The sequence below is a fragment of the Acinetobacter sp. ANC 4648 genome, from assembly GCF_002135345.1.
Lineage (GTDB): Bacteria > Pseudomonadota > Gammaproteobacteria > Pseudomonadales > Moraxellaceae > Acinetobacter.
The window spans coordinates 282,657-301,139 of record NZ_NEGI01000003.1 but is presented as its reverse complement, the minus strand read 5'-3'; the positions used below and the strand labels follow the sequence as shown (position 1 = coordinate 301,139).

Here is an 18,483-nt window from a genome sequence, read left to right as displayed (position 1 = left end):
ATTTAGAATTGTAGCAATAGTAAAATCCAATTGTTTTTATTATTTAGATAGAAACGAATTTAACTTGAAAAAGAGAAGCTTTTCCTGAATATTTGAAGTGTTAAATTTTTACGCTTTCTTGCAATTTAATCGGTTCAACCCTTGCAAGATTCCCAGAAGCGTTCTAAAACATTAAGAGTTAAATAACAAGGATCAATTATGAAATTATATTATTCTCCAGGTGCATGTTCACTTGCCGCACATATTATTTTAAATGAAATTAATGTCGATTTTGACTTGGAACGCGTTGATTTAAAAACACATAAAACAGAAAAAGGTACAGACTACTACACAATTAATCCGAAAGGTTATGTACCTGCTTTGGAAATTAATCCGGGTTTAATGTTGACCGAAAATGTGGCCATTCTACCATTTCTTGCGCAGCATGATCCTAAGCAAGATTTAATTCCACCCTCAGGCTTAGGCCGTGCCAAAGTATTGGAATGGTTGGGATATTTGAATTCAGAATTACATGATGCCTATGCTGTCTTTTTTGGGCCAGCTTTGTCTACAGAAGAAAAAGAACGTGGTTACACAACAATTAATAAAATTTTAAAATATACGGATGATTATTTACAGGAGTCAGACTATGACTATTTGGTAAATGATCACTTTGGTCCTGCTGATGCATATTTATTTGTCCTGACCAATTGGTCTAATGGAATTCATCATGATTTAACACCTTTTACAAATGTTATTGCATTACGGAATAAAGTAGCAGGTCGTCAGTCTGTACAAATTGCGATGCGCGATGAAGGTTTAATTCCTTAAATCTTATTTGCTGCAATAAAAATAGCTTCTTTCGAGAAGCTATTTTTATTGCAGCAAATAGTTAGGATTTGATGTCATTGATAATTATTATTGATTATTTAGCAATAATGTTTTGCATTTTTTTGACTTTTTCTCAAGAGTAATTCTCATTATATTGCTTCAGGTTCAATAATTCGAGGTCAAATCATGAGTAACATTCTTATTATCAATGGTGCTAAACAATTTGCACACTCAAAAGGTGTGTTAAATGACAGTTTGACCGAACTGGCCAGTGATGTATTGCAAGAGCTTGGACATGAGGTCAAAATCAGCCGTGCGGATAGTGATTATGATATTCATGAAGAAATACAAAAATATGTATGGGCGGATACTGTAATCTACCAAATGCCAGGCTGGTGGATGGGTGCGCCTTGGACTGTTAAAAAATATATTGATGATATTTTTACAGAAGGGCATGGGACACTGTATGCGAGTGATGGGCGATCACGTACAGATGCGACAAAAAAATATGGTACAGGTGGTTTAATTCACGATAAAACATACATGTTATCGCTGACTTGGAATGCACCTATGGATGCGTTTACGGATAAGGATCAATTTTTTAATGGCGTTGGTGTAGATGGTGTGTATTTACCTTTTCATAAAGCCAATCAATTTTTAGGCATGCAAAGCTTAGAGACATTTATTGTGAATGATGTCATCAAAGCCCCTGATGTTGTGCTGTATAGAGCTGAATATCGTGAGCACTTACTCAGCATTTTTGCTGAACAAGGATCATAATAATGCTTACCATTATTGCCGAAATTTTGATGAATTCAGAACAAGACTTTCAAATAGTTTTACAGTCTTTTGAGCAACTGATTCCGATTGTTTTACAGGAATCGGGGTGTTGTGGTTATGAGCTGTATGTAGACAGTCAGATCGAGTCTAGCATGCAAACTAAAGTACCTTATTCTATTGTGATGTATGAAAAATGGGAAACAATTCAGCATCTAGAAGCACACATGCAAACGATACATATGTGTGCTCATCAAAAAGCAGTTAAAGATAAGGTCTCGAATGTCAAAATTCGAATTTTAGAGCAGGGCATTAGAAACTGATTAAAGTTCTCTATTACAAGAGTAAAATAAAGCCAGCATTATGGCTGGCTTTATTTTTTTTAAGATTAATAATCTTAAAAATACTTTAAATTTAAAGGGTTATGTAAAGAAATAACCTGTTTCAGGTGAGCTTGCATTGGCCATACGTTTACGTGGCATACGACCGGCTAAATACGCTTCACGGCCTGCTTCAACTGCTTTTTTCATGGCAGATGCCATTAAAACTGGGTACTGAGCAGCAGCAATTGCGGTGTTCATGAGTACACCATCACAACCTAATTCCATGGCAATCGCTGCATCACTTGCTGTACCAACACCTGCATCAACCAATATTGGTACTTTGGCATTCTCTTTTATAATAGAAAGAGTGTGTGGATTTAAAATTCCAAGACCCGAGCCAATTAAGCTGCCCAATGGCATAATTGCTACACACCCCATACTTTCTAGCTCTTGAGCGATAATTGGATCATCTGAAGTGTAAACCATCACTTCAAAACCATCATCAATCAGTGTACGAGCAGCTTTGAGTGTATCAATAACATTAGGATAAAGTGTTTTTTCATCGCCGAGCACTTCAAGTTTGACCAAGTTGTGACCATCTAAAAGTTCGCGAGCAAGCATACAAGTGCGTACAGCACTATTGGCATCAAAGCAGCCTGCTGTATTGGGTAGTATCGTATATTTTTCAGGGGGAATTACGGAGAGTAGATTCGGTTGATCAGGATGTTGCCCAATATTTACACGACGAATAGCCACTGTCACAATTTCAGCGCCACTGGCTTGAATTGCTGCATCCGTTTCATTAAGGTCTTTATATTTGCCTGTTCCAACCAGTAAACGTGATTTAAATGATCGAGAACCAATAATAAGAGGGGTGTCTTCCATGCGGAAACTCCAGATTAGCCGCCACCGACAGCGTGAATAATTTCAATACGATCTTTTTCAGAAATTGGGGTATTTTCAAGTTTACTTTTGGCAATGATCATTTCGTTCATTTCTACAGCATAACGTTTCCCTTCTAGGGAAAGTTGTTGAATCAATTGCATTAGATTTTGGCAAGAGGTTTCTTGTGGTTGACCATTTAGATAAATCTGCATGTAAATTCCGTGTATAACAAATTATTTTGCGTATTTAAAAGCATTCCAAGCGAGAACTAACCAGCCAAGAATCATTAGGGTTCCGCCGATAGGTGTAATTGCACCAAAAACTCGAGGAGCACCTAGACTCATCAAATACAAAGAACCACAGAATATAATAATTCCAAGTTGGAATAAGCTAAAACTTATTTTAATCGGAAGCTGAGGAATGACTTTGGTGATAATACCTAATGCGAGTAGTCCAATCGCATGGTAGAAGAAATATTCAGTTGCAGTATGCCACCAAGTGAGTTGCTCAATACTGGCACGATTTTTTAAACCATGTGCGCCAAAAGCGCCTAAAATGACAGCCAATGCTAAATTGAGTGCAGCGATTGCAATCCACATAAGCAAGATACGCCTGAATAAATATGGGCATAACCTTAACATAGTTTTGAGGCTTGAAAAAAGGCAAAAATGATCTGTTGTTGATGGAAAAGCTAAGTGTAAAATGCAAAAAAGAAGTGAATGAATAATACAAAAAATCGCTGCCTTATTGATTGCTCAATCAGACAGCATTCTTATAGGGTGAGTTGAAGTTATGAATTAATTAGATGACATGGCAACTTTAATTTTTTCCATGGCATTTTTTTCTAACTGACGAATACGCTCAGCAGAAACATTATATTCAGCAGCTAATTCATGTAGGGTAGATTTATCATCATCTAACCAACGACGTTGCAAAATATTACGAGAGCGATCATCTAACTGACCCATTGCATCGTGAAGTGCAGAAGTGCTTTGTTGTTCGTAATCGTCTTCTTCAGCTAGTCGAGCTGGGTCATAACGATTATCTTCTAGATAAAGTGCAGGAGCAACATGGGTTGAGCCTTCATCGTCATCATCACCTTGAGCTTCGAAAGCGGCATCATAAGCCGTTAAACGACCTTCCATTTCTAAAACTTGCTCTGCAGTTACATTCAAGTCATTGGCAATTGATTGTGCTTCTGCAAGTGTGAGTTTTTTACTTGATTTTTTTAAACTACGTAAATTAAAAAACAGTTTACGTTGTGCTTTGGTGGTCGCGATTTTCACAATACGCCAGTTACGGATTACGTATTCATGAATTTCAGCTTTAATCCAGTGCACAGCGAAAGATACTAATCTGACCCCCATGTTTGGATCAAATCGCTTCACCGCTTTCATTAAGCCGAGGTTGCCTTCCTGAATAAGGTCACCTTGCGGTAGACCATAACCTGCATAACTACGCGCAATATGGACTACAAAACGTAAATGAGACATCACTAACATTTTTGCAGCATCTAAATCTTGATCATAATAATAACGATCAGCCAACTCTTTTTCTTGTTCAGCTGTCAAAATAGGTATCTGATTTACGGTGCTAATATACGCCCCAAGATTTACGCCTGGCGCAGATAAGGACAGGGGCATCAATTGCTTGCTGCTGTCACTCATGAGTTCTCCTCATCGGAATTTCGTTGTATGAGCAATGTATTCATCTTAATTCGAATAACATCCATAAGTAAGGAAAATTGGGTATAGAAATGTAAATTTTTATACACGCTTGTAACCCAAAAAATCAATTAAAATAATTAAGATTCAATTATGTAATGAAACTCAGACTCAGATACTTTAATGAATTGACACTTGATGTGATGTATTTGACAGTATCGCAGTAAGTCGGTTTCACTATGCGGATCAGATGATTTTAAGATAAATACCTGCTGAGGTTGCGCTTTTTTTAATTCACGTTTTAACATTAACAACGGCATGGGGCATGGTTTGCCCATCACATCAATATAAATTGGTTTAGTCATTTCCTACTTATGGTTTAGGATAATTGAGAACGCGTATCTTATCAAACTCAGCTCATTGTTCCAAAAAGATTTTATAAAATAATTAAGTCAAAAGTGGTTAAAGTTTTATAACACTAGAACTGTATAATTTATATTCATAATTTTATCGCTAATTATCTAAAAAAACTCTATTAATTGTCACAAACCCATGTTAAGCTCTTTGCGTAATTAGAGTTCATAACTAAATATTTTTTAGTTTAGGGCCCTGATTATTAATGGATGTAACCGGGATTTTGTTAATAGTTTTATAGAATGATTACAAACTTTGAAATACAAAAATATTTTAAACTTTGTTTGCTCTGCTGTTTGCAACACCGGGTGGTCCTTTTTTCATCATACTGAGGATTAACTTATGACAGCTCGCGAACAAGGCGTTGTTAAATGGTTCAACGATACTAAAGGTTTTGGCTTTATTCAACGTAGCGGTGGCGATGACGTATTCGTTCATTTCCGCGCTATTCAAGGTGATGGTCACCGTTCACTTCGTGACGGCCAACGCGTTGAATTCAGTGTTGTTCAAGGTCAAAAAGGTTTTCAAGCTGAAGAAGTTCAGCCTTTAGACTAATATTTGGTTTTCGAACTGAATAAAGAAACGCCCTAATATCTTATTGGGGCGTTTTTGTTTATAATGGACCTGTTTTTATATTATTAAGTTAGAGCACGCATTTATGGCATCTGGTTTCCAAAGCTTGAATTTACATCCGCAATTAAGTCAAGCGATTGATGCTTTAGGGTTCACAGAGATGACCCCAATTCAGCAGAAAGTTTTGAAATATACTTTGGCTGGTCATGATGCAATTGGTCGTGCGCAAACAGGTACAGGTAAGACGGCTGCATTTTTAATTAGTATTATTAATGATTTACTCAAAAATCCAATTGAAGGGCAGCGATTCCGTGGTGAGCCTCGTGCACTTATTTTGGCACCTACACGTGAACTTGCGATCCAGATTGAAAATGATGCAAAAGATTTAACCAAATTCTCCAATCTTAATGTGATGACTTTGGTTGGTGGGGTTGATTTCGATAAGCAGAGAAAACAACTCGATAAAGGTTTTGTGGATATCTTGGTGGCTACACCAGGGCGTCTAATTGATTTTACAGAGCAAAAAGAAGTTTGGTTGGATCAAATCGAATTTTTAGTGATTGATGAAGCTGACCGCTTATTAGATATGGGCTTTATTCCGTCAGTAAAACGTATTGTGCGTTATTCACCACGTAAAGAACAGCGTCAAACGCTGATGTTCTCTGCAACATTTAGTTATGATGTGCTGAATTTAGCACAGCAATGGTTATGTGAGCCAGTAACGGTTGAGATTGAACCAGAAAAGAAAACCAATGCTGATGTTGAACAGCGGGTTTACATGGTCGCGAAGCAAGATAAATATAAACTTTTACAAGAGATTTTGCGTGATGAGCCAATCGAAAAAGTCATGATCTTTGCTAATCGTCGTGATCAAGTTCGTAAGCTTTATGATCATTTGAAAAGAGATGGTTATAAGGTGGTGATGTTATCCGGTGAAATTGCACAAGATAAACGTTTGAAAATGCTAGATCAATTTAAGAATGGTCAGCATAATATTATGATTGCAACAGATGTTGCGGGTCGTGGTATTCATGTGGATGGTGTTTCACATGTAATTAACTTTACCTTGCCTGAACAGTCTGATGATTATGTTCACCGTATTGGTCGTACTGGTCGTGCGGGTTCGCAAGGGGTGAGTATTAGTTTCTTATCTGAAGATGATGCGTTTTATCTGCCTGAAATCGAAAAAGCAATTGGACAGAAATTACCATTGACGCGTTTAGAAGGCTATTGTTAATTCTTTAGTTAATAAAAAAACTCCCTCTTTTAAGAGGGAGTTTTTTTATTAACTTTATTAACTTTATATCTGTTTAGCTAGCAGTCTTACAGCTGAAAGTTAAGGTGGTCTGATAGTCAGTGTCTTTTTCAATGGCTGTATTTTTGCCTAGTACGGAACCCAAAATCCCTGCTGCGGCGGTAATCAATTGTCCTGTTTGCTCATCGACAACACCTTTTAAAGCACCCTGATATTCAGTTTTTTCATTAATAAGAATAGGGGCTGCTTTTTTTCCACAGGCACTATTTGCTGCTGCAATGGCATTGTTTTTAGCAATAATCTGGCTCTTCCCTAGTCCTGTAACCTCGTATTGATTATTGTCTTTTTGAATAGCTAAACTTCGTGTAGGTGTTGTGGCGCAAGCGGTTAGGGTGAATGCTGTGATCACCGTCAGGCTAATTGCTAAGCCATTTTTCATGGTTTATCCCCGAAATAAATAAAATAATTCATACCATTGGAGCATAGCTTTACGTAAAAACTAAGGGAGTGTTGTATAGAAATTGAAGCAATCCTCGCTATTGCTGTGATTTTAAGTATTTCATCGATGTAAAACTAAGTCGATATGACGTATTTTTTTTAGATTATGCTAAGCTTGCTTGATATCGGGTTTTTAATAGATTAAACGTCAATGATAGATTCAACACTGCAAGTAGTTCATGACAATATTCATCATCGTCAATCGATTGGACATTTAGTTGAGCCTGCACCAACTGCAGAACAGTTAGAGTTAGCTTTTCAAGCAGCTTTGACTGCACCTGATCATCATCGTTTAAAACCCACGCGTTTTATTGTGATTGCAGGTAAGGAGAGAGCGGTATTTGGTGACTTATTGGCACAAGCTGTCGCTGATTTGGGTGAAATGGATATTGTGCAAATTGATCGAGTTAGACAGCATCCGTTCCGTGCACCTTTGTTGGTTTTAGCGCTTACTCAATTTCAAGATCATCCGAAAGTTCCGTATTTCGAACAAACCTTAAGTTCGGGGGCTGCAATTCAAAACTTTTTATTGTCGATGCAGGCGCAGGGTTTTTCCACAATGTGGCGCAGTGGTGCTGTGGTGGAGTCTGGGCTTTTAAAAAGAGCTTTAGGTATAAATGAACATGATTTAATTTCAGCTATTATCTATGTGGGGACAGCGGTTAAAGCGATTGCGCCACGTTCTGCAATAGATAGTCAAGCGTATGTCAGTATTTGGCAAGGTGACTCATTGTAGAATTGTGTTGAATTGAAAAGTATATTGAGTGATTTAGGATAAAAATAATGTCGGAATTAAAATTTTCAGATCTAATAAAACCTGTAGTTATTGATCAGAAAAAAGCTTTGCGTGTGACCATATTGGGTGGGGGGAGTTTTGGAACTGCTATGGCGAATATAGCTGCCCGAAATGGTTGTGATACGATCATTTGGATTCGTGATGAAGCGATTGCCAGAGAAATGAATGCGACGCATATCAATCGGCGTTATTTGCCGGACTATACACTAGAGGCTTCATTACGTGCAGAATCAAATTTAGAAACAGCAGTATGTAATCGGGATATTATTCTTGTGGCGATTCCAAGCCATTCATTCCGAGATGTATTACGCCAGATTAAGCCATTTATTAGTGCTCAAGCCATTGTTTCACTGACTAAAGGGGTTGAAGCACAAACCTTTAGTTTTATGAGTGATATTATTCGTGAAGAGTTGCCTGAGGTCCCTTACGGTGTGCTTTCTGGGCCGAACCTTGCGAAAGAAATTATGGCGGGAATGCCCGCGGGTACTGTAATTGCGAGTAATTCAGAATTGGTTCGCTATGCAGTACAACAAGCCTTACATAGTGCATTATTTCGTGTGTTTGGAAGTGATGATGTGCATGGTGTGGAGTTGGGTGGTGCGCTCAAGAATATTTATGCTGTAGCAATGGGAATGGCAGCTGCTTATAAAGTTGGTGAAAATACTAAAAGCATGATTTTAACCCGTGCTTTGGCAGAAATGAGCCGTTTTGCGGTGAAGTTGGGGGCTAATCCGCTCACGTTTTTAGGTTTGTCTGGGGTGGGGGATTTATTTGCCACCTGTAATAGTCCGCTCAGTCGAAATTACCAAGTAGGTTTTGCTTTAGGCTCTGGGAAAACTTTAGAACAAGCGACCAAAGAATTAGGGCAGACTGCCGAAGGGATTAATACCATTGTACAGGTCAATGCGCGTGCGAAAGAGTTGGATGTTTATATGCCAATTACCACAGCATTATATGAAGTCATTTTTGAAGGCGCACCGCCATTAAATATTGCGGTATCTCTGATGAAAAGTGGGCACCGTAGTGATGTAGAATTTGTACTTCCACACCATCAAGTTTGATGATGGTCATAAATGTAGTATGAAGTTAACTAAGGAAGGTATATCCATTATCATACTGTAGTAGTAAAGATGATTTGACTGAAATGTCATAAAGTTTGGGTATACTAGGTTTAAAGCAGAATAAGGATTGTCAATGCAACTGACTTTGGTACGGCACGGGGAGGCAGCTCTGCCAGTGAATGGAAATGATGATAAAAGACCTTTAACGCAACGAGGTCATTTACAGGCAGCACAAACAGCAACATTTTTAAAAGATCAAGGTACACCCGATATTTTTGTGGTGAGCACATTGTTACGCGCGCAGGAAACTTTGGCACATCTTCAAATCTATTTTAATGATGTGCCTGTTTTAATTTGTGATAATATCAAGCCAGATGATGATGCAAAGACTGCGATAGAGTGGTTGTCACAGCTTCCATTTGAAAAAATTACAGTGGTATGTCATATGAATGTGGTTGCACATATTGCAGAGCAATTGACGCACGATCATTTCAATCCTTTTGCTTTGGCTGAAGCTCGAATATATGAGCAAACAGTCATTGCTAATGGTTTGTCAACACAACGTAAAGCCTTTATTCCAATCGCATAACGCTTTATATAAAATTAATTAAACGGCAGAAAACGATAAATGTTGTACTTATGGATGCCTGAAGCCAATGGGGTTTGGCAATGGTCTCGTGGGGAAAACTGGAATCAGACGCAGAGTCTGGAGCAGTTGATACAAGAGATTAGATTAGAAAAAAGTGAAGAAGCTGTTGTTTTTTTCCCTAGCCGTGATGTGCAAATTATTCAGCAACACTTGAGTAAAGCACAATATAAGCAATTGGGTGTGGATGGAGTCAAATATTTACTTGAAGAGTATGTGATTCAGCCTATTGATCATATGAAAGTTTTTTCACATTTCCAGCAACCAGATCGGGTTTCGATTTTAGGCGTTGCACAGAATACCGTGTTGACATTACAGCATTCTCTGGCATTGATTCCCGTTAAAGTAATTGCTTTGTTGCCTGATTTTGTAATTTTACCAGTGCCTGCGGAAAATGAAATCATATTAGCAAATGTGAATGGACGTCTGTTGGTACGGAAGAATGAATTCTTAGGTAACTCTATTGATGATTTGGCTTTGTATTTAGAGTTTGCTCAAAAAGGTACATATTATAAGTATAGTAATTTAAGTGATGAGCAAGTAGAAAGTTTATTTGCAGTAAGTACATCAGATGCTCGTGAAGGTTTTAACTATGAGTTTGTTGGGATTTCTAAGCCTAAAAATCATCCTTATAATGTGTTGCCTAAAGCTAAGCAGGAACAGTCTGCCATCTCTGGTTATTGGAAGGCGTGTGCTGTTTTAGTGTTGGCATTATTGGTTGCGCAGTTTAGTTATGATGCTTTGCGTTGGGTGAAACTTAAGAAGTTGGCAGATCAAACTGCGATGATTGCAATTGATCAATATAAAGCATGGTTTGGCAATGCTGGGCGTGTGACAGAGCAAAATCTTCGAAATTCTTTTGAAGGTAATTTAAGAGCGAGTCAAAATGGCAATACACAAGCCTTGCAGCTCTTGAGCCGAGTTGGGCCAATTTTAATGCAACATCAAATTGTTGCGAACCGGATTAATTATGATACGGCTATTTTAAATATGGATTTGGTCGCAAATTCGACGGAAGGTCTAAATACCTTGGTGCAACAACTGAATCAGCAAGGGTTTAAAGCTGAATTGGGGAGTGTACAAACGCAAGGTGCATCTGTAGTAGGTTTGGTGAAAATACAATAATGAAAACAATAGCAACGATGCGGAATAGTCTTGATCTCTGGTCAGAGCGTATTTTTGAAAATTTAGAAAAAATGTCAGTACGTGAGCGTATTTTGGTAATTTTTACGTGCGTATTTGTTGTGGTTGCTTTGTTGGGTTCAGCGTTGTGGTATATGCATGCAGCAGCAGAAAAACAGCAACAACGAGTCAATGAGCTTAAAGACCTTGTGGTCTGGATGCAGAGTAATGTTGTTACGATGAAACCAGTTGATAATTTAGCGCTAACAATGCCGGAAAAAATTCAGCGTGTTGCCCAGCAACAAGGTTTGTCGGTTGCATCACAGCAAGTGGGTGAGCAAATGCAGATTGTAGCGCAGCATGAAAACTACGCTATTCTGGCGAACTTTTTAACGCAATTGGCACAAATGGGCATGAGTGTTGAAAAATTAGAGCTGATCAAAGTAGATAGTCAGATTAAATTAACAGCGACAGTACAGTAGTTGATGAAAATAAACATCGGTCAGGCATGGTGTTTTAATGGGGCTGTGCCTATAATAAGGCAACTTAAAAAGCTGTAGACTTTTATAGATATGTTGTATGCACTTGCTCGCCCTTTGTTGTTTTCTTTGGCACCAGAGCGTGCACATGAATTGACATTATCATTACTTAAATCTTCCCATAAGCTGGGTGTAATGCGTCAAGTTGTGGAAGCGAAGCCTGTCACGTGTATGGGCATTGAATTTCCAAATCCTGTGGGTTTAGCTGCGGGATTGGATAAAAATGGTGCTTATATCGATGCTTTAGCTAGTTTAGGTTTTGGCTTTATTGAAATTGGTACAATTACACCTCGTCCTCAAGCTGGGAATCCTAAACCGCGTTTATTCCGTATTCCTCAAGCCAAAGCGATTATTAATCGTATGGGTTTTAATAATGATGGCGTGGATCAGCTGATTGAAAATGTAAAAGCTGCGAAGTTCAAAGGTATTTTAGGGATTAATATTGGTAAAAATGCAGATACTGCAGTTGAAGATGCAGTGGCTGATTATTTAATTTGCCTTGAAAAAGTTTATAATTACGCATCGTATATTACGGTTAACATCTCATCTCCAAACACTAAAAATTTACGCAGTTTACAAAGTGGTGATGCATTAACAGAATTGCTAGCAACATTGAAAAAACGTCAATTAGAATTGGCTGAAGAACATCAGCATTATGTGCCTTTGGTACTTAAAGTTGCGCCAGATTTAACGCAACTAGATATTGAATTTATTGCATCTCAATTACTTGAATTTAAAATTGATGGTTTGATTGTAACCAATACAACTTTGTCTCGTGAAGGGGTTGAAGGATTCCCCTTTTGCGATGAAGCTGGTGGTTTGTCTGGTGCGCCAGTATTTGAAAAAAGTACAGCATGTTTGGCTGCATTTGCTCAATTACTTAAAGATCAAGTTCCTTTAGTCGGTGTTGGTGGGGTTTTAACTGGCGAGCAAGCTGCTGCTAAACAGCAAGCAGGTGCAAGTTTAGTGCAAATTTATAGCGGCATGATTTATACAGGCCCAAGCCTGATTAAAGATTGTGTGCATGCTATGACTTAATGATGAATACCATTGATATCATCTTACTGATTATATTGCTTATCGGAGGGCTGAACGGTTTGCGACAAGGATTCGTTAAGGCCTTTGCGAACTTTGTAGGCTGGATTTTTGCACTGATTGTTGGTGCAAAATATGCCAATATTGTTGCACCCTCGATGTCATCACTCAGTCATGATCCTGTGGTGCAAAAAATTGCTGCTTTTGCATTTATTGTCCTAATTATTATTGTTTTAACTTGGATTGTTACAGCATTTTTAAATAGCATTTTAAAGACGCTAAAATTAGGCCCTTTAAATCGTTTAGCGGGTGGCGCATTCGGAAGCCTGAAAGGTCTAATGATCGTGCTGATTACTATGCAAGGGTTAAGTCCTTGGGTGGGAAGTTCGCCACTTTGGAAACAATCCAAATTTATACATGTCTTATTGCCTTGGGCACCCTTAGCAACTGAAATTTCTAAAGATGCAGCCAATCATGCGTTGAGTGAAATGAAGTCTGAAGATCATATTGAATCTAAGCGTGTAGATACAGAAACTGATTCAAAAAATAAAGAGCAGTCTTCTCATTCTACCAAAAACCCTTTTTATTAATCCTAGCTAGTCTGCGAGGTAGTTATGTGTGGAGTCGTTGGTATAGCCGGTAAAACGCCTGTTAACCAAATGTTATTTGATGCGTTAACGATGTTACAACATCGTGGACAAGATGCAGCTGGGATTGTGACTTGCCATAATGGTCGTCTTTTTTTAAGAAAAGACAATGGTATGGTTCGTGATGTATTTCATACGCGTCACATGCGTGCATTATTAGGTAACTATGGTATTGGCCATGTACGTTATCCGACTGCGGGTTCATCAAGCAGTGCCGAAGCGCAACCTTTTTATGTGAATTCTCCATACGGGATTACATTGGCACACAACGGTAACTTAACCAATGCTGCTGAAATTCATGATGATTTATTCAAAACTGACTTACGTCATATGAATACTGATTCAGATTCAGAAGTCTTGTTAAATGTGTTTGCGCATGAATTGCAGAAATCAGCATCGCTGGAACCTACGCCTATAGATATTTTCCATACGGTGAAGCGTGTGCATGAGCGTTGTAAGGGTGCTTATGGTGTGGTCGTTATGATCACAGGGCATGGTATTGTGGGTTTCCGTGATCCAAATGGTATTCGTCCACTTATTTATGGTTCTCGTTTAACTGAAACAGGTGAAAAAGAATATATTATTGCATCTGAATCTGTTGCGATTACGGCATTAGGTTTTAAAGTTGAGCGTGATATTGAACCTGGTGAGGCGGTTTTTATTAACGCACAAGGTGAATTATTTGCTCAACAATGTGCAGAAAAGCCACAATATCGTCCATGTATTTTTGAATATGTATATTTTGCGCGTCCAGATGCAACGATTGATGGTATTTCAGTCTATAAAGCACGTTTAAAAATGGGTGAAAAGTTAGCGTATCGTATTTTACGTGAATGGGGTGAGGATCATGATGTTGATGTGGTCATTCCAATTCCAGATACTAGCCGTACATCTGCAGTGGAATTGGCAAGTATCTTAGGGGTTAAGTTCCGTGAAGGTTTTATGAAAAACCGCTATATCGGACGGACCTTTATTATGCCTGGTCAGCAACAGCGTGAAAAATCGGTACGCCAGAAGCTCAATCCAGTTGAACTTGAATTTAAAGATAAGAACGTTTTACTGGTGGATGACTCAATTGTCCGTGGTACAACATGTAATGAAATTATTCAAATGGCACGTGATGCAGGTGCAAAAAAAGTTTATTTTGCGTCTGCTGCACCGATGGTAAAATATCCAAATGTGTATGGTATTGATATGCCAGTCAAAGATGAATTGATTGCTTCTAACCGTAGTGTTGAAGAAATTGAGAAAATTATTGGTGCGGATCGTTTAATTTTCCAAGATTTGGAAGATTTGAAAAATGCTGTGCGCACCAGTAAAGTACCTGCCGTAACTGAATTTGATTGTTCGGTTTTTGATGGTCAATATGTTACTGGTGATATTGATGATGCTTATCTGGAACGCTTAGAGCAAAATCGTAATGATTCTGCCAAGAAAGAGAAAGATGGTTATATTGACGTCAATATTGATGCCGCTTCGGTTGATTTAAGCGGTATTAAAGAAATGTAATAGTCGTCTGAATAAAGAATTAAAAAAGCGGGTATTTCCCGCTTTTTTAATTTAAGATCAACGAGCCTGCTGACACATTTATTCCTGTATTTTTTATGTATAAGTGGATAAATGATCATCAGCCTAAAACAATGTAATGGGGAATTTTACATTGAAAGAAGTTAGTTATTATTTTATTAAAAACAAGAATATGTTGTGGTCTGCAAGTATTTGTTTACTCGCGGTCATATTAACCATTTTTATTTTAAATACTATTTTGGGTCTATTGGTTTATTACCTTGATCCCACTCAATCTATTTTTTGGAATTTTTTAAGCCCTTATTTGGTTGGCCTGTTGCTTTTGGTTATGGGGGGCTCAATTGCATATGAGTTTTATGTTTTTCGTTCAGGTGGACATTCACTTGCTAAGCAACTTAATGCAAGACGTTTAAGTATTATTGAAAGTACACCAGAAGAAAGTATTGCTTTAAAATTGACAGATAAACTTGCAGTCAGCTTTGGCATAGATGTACCTGCAGTGTATGTATTGCCCGATGAAGTGGGAGTGAATGCACTCACAGCAGGATTTCATCCGAAAGATACCGTTATTATTTTAACTTGGGGGGCATTACAAAATCTTGATGAGCTGGAGCTTTATGGTTTGTTGGGACATGAGTTTAACCAAATTTTATCGGGTGAAGCCAAGGAAAATACGCGCTTAAAGATTTTGTATAGTGGTCTAACTACATTTAGTCAGTGGGGCAGTAAAGTTGCCAAGCGGGGTTTTAATCGTTATCGAGAAACGACTCGACATAAGTTTGAAACCAGTTTAGTTGCAGTGGGTGGGGTAATCTGGTTGATTGGAAGTATGGGGATTCTAATCACTCGGTTGATTAAATATTTTACTTTGGGGGGGCGTACTTTTTATAATGATTATAAAACCAAACGCTTAATGTTAAATAATGCCAACGTTCAAACTTTATTAAGAATTTATGTGCATCATGCAGGATCACAAATTCATAGCGAATATTCTGAAGCGATTGCACATATGTGTTTTGCAAACTCACTTAGTCCGCAAAGTTGGTTGAATATACATCCGAGTATTGAGGATCGTATTTACGAACTGAATCCGACATTATTACAAGATTTACAACTGGAAAACTTAAAAAAATTAAAAAATCAGCCTTTATTTAGTTTGATGCGGCCATTAGAAGAGATTAATGCAGAGGTTTATAATCCATGGATATCACCACAGCCTTTGCCCTTATTACGTTTATCACCGATTAGTTTTGCTTTAAATGATGCAATTAAGCCACTTAATCCAGAAATTCGACAACACTCAGTACGTCCTGAGCTGATTCAGCGTGCGATGCAGACAGCTACGGGTTCACGTGAAGTCATGGTGGCGATTTTAATGATTCGTCAATATCGAGAATTTATTCCATCAAATGCTGAAGTGAGTCGCGCTATTGTAGACTCATTGTTGCATTTAGATGGCCGCATTCATATTCAAATTTTCCATGATGCTTGCGCTAATTTGGGCAATATGCCAGCGACCAGTGCACGTCAATTTATTACAAAATTGGCTAAAATTATTCAAGAAGATGGTGAAATTGGACTTTTGGATGCATTGCTAATTGAACGAGTAAAGTTTGAATTAAATCTTTTGCCGATGCATACCCCGTCATCATTAGAAACGGTAAAACCACAGATCGTGCGGCTGATTGATGCACTCTTGCATGTACAGCAGATTAATAGCGCCAATCAATTGGATGTACGCTATCAAATTTTAGAACGGGTGTTAAATCGGGAAGAACTAGAGTTATTTGAAGAAATTTCAGATGAGCCGATTGATTTAGGTGAAATTGTTAATGATATCGCGGGGCTATTACTCAGAGATCGATTAAGTATTCTAGGGGTTGCTGAAATTTGCTTATGGAATGATCGAATTATTACCCAAGATGAATTAGATGTTTTGGAGCTATTGTATTGGCGATTGGGCTTTGAGACAGATGAGATGATTGATCAAATGCAAAAGAAAAATAGTATCATCATTGTGTGATCTACATTAATTGAGTAATCATTATTTGATTATGTATTTTCTTTCGCTGGTATAAAACACAGTAAATAGTTTGAAAATTCGTTAAAATGACGTTTAGGGCGATGATGAATAGATGGCGATGAATTTAAATAGGGTTGAACATCAGCGGAGTATTTTAGCTGTACTCGGTATTGATATTTGGGTGCCAAAGATTAATGTGCAAGCTCAAAAATACCAGAATACCTTATATCGCGATGTTGCAATGCCTGGTGTGGTGATTGAGGAAACTAATTTCCAAGCGGGAACTCCACCTGTTGCGATTTCGAATCAGCAAATAATTCAACCAGCAGAAGTCGCTTTGCTACGTTCGGATGAAAACTCACGTCATTCAAATATTCAACGACAGCCCCAACAAATTGAGCCAGTTGTAGAAGCCGTACCTGCATTAAAAAATGACATAGAAAATTCTGCACCACTAAAAATTGAGATATTTGAATTACAAGCCTATTGTCTTGAGCAGTGTGTAATGATCATTGATGCGACACAGCTGAGCACGGAGCAATCACAGCTGTGGAACAATATCCAAGCCGCGAAAATAGGGAAATATGCAGAATTGAAATGGCCCTTTCCATTGAGTCAATTTCAAGATGGTCGAGGGGCCTCTTTATATATACAAGGTTTTCTTGATGCTTTAACCCAAGATAAACAAGTGCTTGCTTTAGGCGAAATTGTACATCTGCATGATCAAAAAATAATAGCACTAGCAGGTTTGCAAGAGATGCTCGATCAACCTTTATTGAAAAAAAGGTTGTGGCAGTTTATGCAAAACTAGGATATTAAATTTAAGTTATTAAAATAATAGTGTCAAATGGATGTGTTATGCGTAAAAAAGTTGTGGTGTTTAGTCAAATTGATTCTGAAATATTAAGTCGCTTAGAAGCGCAATATACAGTTGTGTCGATTAATCCGAAGTTGGGTGATGTAAATGCTCAAATTCAAGCGGCTGTGCAAGATGCAGATGGTATGATTGGTGCGGGACGTGTATTGAATGAGGTGAATTTGGCGGCTGTAAATCAGCTAAAAATTATTTCATCCATTAGCGTGGGTTATGATAATTACGATGTGAATTATCTCAATTCGCAGCATATTTGGCTTGCCAATACCCCACACGTACTTACAGAAACCACTGCCGATTTAGCCTTTACATTGTTGATGAGTGCTGCACGTCAAGTGCCATCATTGGATCAGTGGACTAAACAAGGGCAGTGGAAACGGACTGTAGGAGAGGCGCAATTTGGTCAAGGTATTTTTGGGAAAACGCTTGGTATTATTGGTTTAGGGAATATTGGTGCTGCAATTGCACGACGCGGTTTTTATGGCTTTAATATGAATATTCTTTATCATAATCGTCATGAAAAGATAGAGTTGGCTCAAGCCTTAAATGCACAGTATCGAAGCCTAGATGGTTTGTTGCAACAGTCTGATTTTGTGGTGGTTGCGGTAGATTTAAACAGTGATTCTAAAGAACTAATTGGTGCCAAAGAGTTTAAACAAATGCAAAAGCATGCAGTCTTTGTCAATATCGCTCGTGGCTCTGTAGTGGATGAGCAAGCACTGATTGATGTATTAAAACAGCATAAAATTTTTGCAGCAGGTTTGGATGTTTATCATAAAGAGCCATTACAAGTATCAGAATTATTTGAGTTGAATAATGTGGTGACTTTACCGCATGTAGGTTCTGCAACGGCTGAGACACGCCAACAAATGGCAGAACTTGCATATAAGAATTTGGTCGATGCTTTGGAAGGTCGAACGCCACGTTACTTGGTGAATCCTGATTTCAGTTAAAACAGAATAACACTTCATTGCAAATGTGTTCAAAATTCAATGTTATAGTTGAGTGGTCGAA

At 38.1% G+C, this 18,483-nt stretch carries 22 protein-coding genes; 16 read left to right on the top strand and 6 right to left on the bottom strand.

The genetic code is table 11. The features are described from left to right. Nucleotides 1-198 precede the first annotated feature (198 nt). From B9T27_RS07540 to B9T27_RS07530, 3 genes are all read left to right on the top strand, one after another. A complete protein-coding gene (locus tag B9T27_RS07540) occupies nt 199-810 on the top strand; it encodes a glutathione S-transferase family protein (RefSeq protein WP_086206222.1) in 612 nt (203 codons plus the stop codon). Nucleotides 811-996: 186 nt separating this feature from the next. After that, nucleotides 997-1,590 (top strand): NAD(P)H-dependent oxidoreductase, encoded by a 594-nt coding sequence (locus tag B9T27_RS07535; RefSeq protein WP_086206221.1) that lies wholly within the window; start codon nt 997-999, stop codon nt 1,588-1,590. Nucleotides 1,591-1,592: 2 nt separating this feature from the next. Continuing rightward, nucleotides 1,593-1,910: a putative quinol monooxygenase gene (locus tag B9T27_RS07530; protein WP_086206220.1), complete on the top strand. Its 318-nt coding sequence runs from the start codon at nt 1,593-1,595 to the stop codon at nt 1,908-1,910. Nucleotides 1,911-2,009: 99 nt separating this feature from the next. On the opposite strand, the gene B9T27_RS07525 is transcribed toward B9T27_RS07530, so the two are convergent. From B9T27_RS07525 to B9T27_RS07505, 5 genes are all read right to left on the bottom strand, one after another. Continuing rightward, complete coding sequence (locus B9T27_RS07525) at nt 2,010-2,795, bottom strand: thiazole synthase (protein WP_086206219.1); 786 nt, start codon at nt 2,793-2,795, stop codon at nt 2,010-2,012. A gap of 14 nt (nt 2,796-2,809) precedes the next feature. Next, nucleotides 2,810-3,007 carry a sulfur carrier protein ThiS gene (thiS, locus tag B9T27_RS07520; RefSeq protein ID WP_086206218.1) on the bottom strand — a complete coding sequence of 66 codons (198 nt, stop codon included), beginning with the start codon at nt 3,005-3,007 and terminating at the stop codon, nt 2,810-2,812. 21 nt (nt 3,008-3,028) lie between these two features. After that, nucleotides 3,029-3,394, bottom strand: coding sequence for a DUF423 domain-containing protein (locus B9T27_RS07515; RefSeq protein WP_086206217.1), 366 nt, complete (start codon nt 3,392-3,394; stop codon nt 3,029-3,031). A gap of 198 nt (nt 3,395-3,592) precedes the next feature. Next, nucleotides 3,593-4,462, bottom strand: a complete 870-nt coding sequence (rpoH, locus tag B9T27_RS07510) for an RNA polymerase sigma factor RpoH (RefSeq protein ID WP_086206216.1) — start codon at nt 4,460-4,462, stop codon at nt 3,593-3,595. 137 nt (nt 4,463-4,599) lie between these two features. Continuing rightward, the gene (locus tag B9T27_RS07505) at nt 4,600-4,824 is read right to left on the bottom strand and encodes a sulfurtransferase TusA family protein (protein WP_086206215.1); all 225 of its coding nucleotides are present in this window, start codon (nt 4,822-4,824) and stop codon (nt 4,600-4,602) included. 391 nt (nt 4,825-5,215) lie between these two features. Here B9T27_RS07505 and B9T27_RS07500 point away from each other — a divergent pair, with 391 nt between their 5' ends. Both B9T27_RS07500 and rhlB read left to right on the top strand, forming a co-directional pair. Further along, a complete protein-coding gene (locus B9T27_RS07500; RefSeq protein ID WP_086203340.1) occupies nt 5,216-5,428 on the top strand; it encodes a cold-shock protein in 213 nt (70 codons plus the stop codon). Between the two features lie 103 nt (nt 5,429-5,531). Next, entirely contained in the window at nt 5,532-6,683 is a 1,152-nt protein-coding gene (gene rhlB / locus B9T27_RS07495) for an ATP-dependent RNA helicase RhlB (RefSeq protein ID WP_086206214.1), read from the top strand. A 73-nt stretch (nt 6,684-6,756) separates the two neighbouring features. Here rhlB and B9T27_RS07490 read toward each other — a convergent pair whose 3' ends face one another. After that, nucleotides 6,757-7,140 carry a hypothetical protein gene (locus B9T27_RS07490; protein ID WP_086206213.1) on the bottom strand — a complete coding sequence of 128 codons (384 nt, stop codon included), beginning with the start codon at nt 7,138-7,140 and terminating at the stop codon, nt 6,757-6,759. Nucleotides 7,141-7,350: 210 nt separating this feature from the next. Here B9T27_RS07490 and B9T27_RS07485 point away from each other — a divergent pair, with 210 nt between their 5' ends. The 11 genes from B9T27_RS07485 (at nt 7,351) to B9T27_RS07435 (ending at nt 18,422) form a co-directional block, all read left to right on the top strand. Then, nucleotides 7,351-7,935 carry a nitroreductase family protein gene (locus tag B9T27_RS07485; RefSeq protein ID WP_086206212.1) on the top strand — a complete coding sequence of 195 codons (585 nt, stop codon included), beginning with the start codon at nt 7,351-7,353 and terminating at the stop codon, nt 7,933-7,935. A 47-nt stretch (nt 7,936-7,982) separates the two neighbouring features. Beyond that, nucleotides 7,983-9,056, top strand: a complete 1,074-nt coding sequence (locus B9T27_RS07480) for an NAD(P)H-dependent glycerol-3-phosphate dehydrogenase (protein ID WP_086206211.1) — start codon at nt 7,983-7,985, stop codon at nt 9,054-9,056. A 133-nt stretch (nt 9,057-9,189) separates the two neighbouring features. Beyond that, complete coding sequence (locus B9T27_RS07475; protein ID WP_086206210.1) at nt 9,190-9,645, top strand: SixA phosphatase family protein; 456 nt, start codon at nt 9,190-9,192, stop codon at nt 9,643-9,645. A 39-nt stretch (nt 9,646-9,684) separates the two neighbouring features. Then, on the top strand, nt 9,685-10,827 hold the full coding sequence (gene gspL, locus B9T27_RS07470; protein ID WP_086206209.1) for a type II secretion system protein GspL: 1,143 nt from the start codon (nt 9,685-9,687) through the stop codon (nt 10,825-10,827). After that, on the top strand, nt 10,827-11,306 hold the full coding sequence (gene gspM / locus B9T27_RS07465) for a type II secretion system protein GspM (protein ID WP_171263354.1): 480 nt from the start codon (nt 10,827-10,829) through the stop codon (nt 11,304-11,306). Before gspL ends, gspM begins: the two co-directional genes overlap by 1 nt. 90 nt (nt 11,307-11,396) lie before the next feature. After that, nucleotides 11,397-12,401: a quinone-dependent dihydroorotate dehydrogenase gene (locus tag B9T27_RS07460; protein ID WP_086206207.1), complete on the top strand. Its 1,005-nt coding sequence runs from the start codon at nt 11,397-11,399 to the stop codon at nt 12,399-12,401. Between the two features lie 2 nt (nt 12,402-12,403). Beyond that, nucleotides 12,404-12,988 carry a CvpA family protein gene (locus tag B9T27_RS07455; RefSeq protein ID WP_086206264.1) on the top strand — a complete coding sequence of 195 codons (585 nt, stop codon included), beginning with the start codon at nt 12,404-12,406 and terminating at the stop codon, nt 12,986-12,988. A 24-nt stretch (nt 12,989-13,012) separates the two neighbouring features. Beyond that, on the top strand, nt 13,013-14,554 hold the full coding sequence (purF, locus tag B9T27_RS07450; RefSeq protein WP_086206206.1) for an amidophosphoribosyltransferase: 1,542 nt from the start codon (nt 13,013-13,015) through the stop codon (nt 14,552-14,554). Between the two features lie 151 nt (nt 14,555-14,705). Beyond that, the gene (locus B9T27_RS07445; RefSeq protein WP_086206263.1) at nt 14,706-16,595 is read left to right on the top strand and encodes a M48 family metalloprotease; all 1,890 of its coding nucleotides are present in this window, start codon (nt 14,706-14,708) and stop codon (nt 16,593-16,595) included. 112 nt (nt 16,596-16,707) lie between these two features. Next, nucleotides 16,708-17,406: a hypothetical protein gene (locus B9T27_RS07440; RefSeq protein ID WP_228146172.1), complete on the top strand. Its 699-nt coding sequence runs from the start codon at nt 16,708-16,710 to the stop codon at nt 17,404-17,406. A gap of 47 nt (nt 17,407-17,453) precedes the next feature. Next, complete coding sequence (locus tag B9T27_RS07435) at nt 17,454-18,422, top strand: 2-hydroxyacid dehydrogenase (RefSeq protein WP_086206205.1); 969 nt, start codon at nt 17,454-17,456, stop codon at nt 18,420-18,422. The last annotated feature ends 61 nt before the right edge of the window (nt 18,423-18,483 follow it).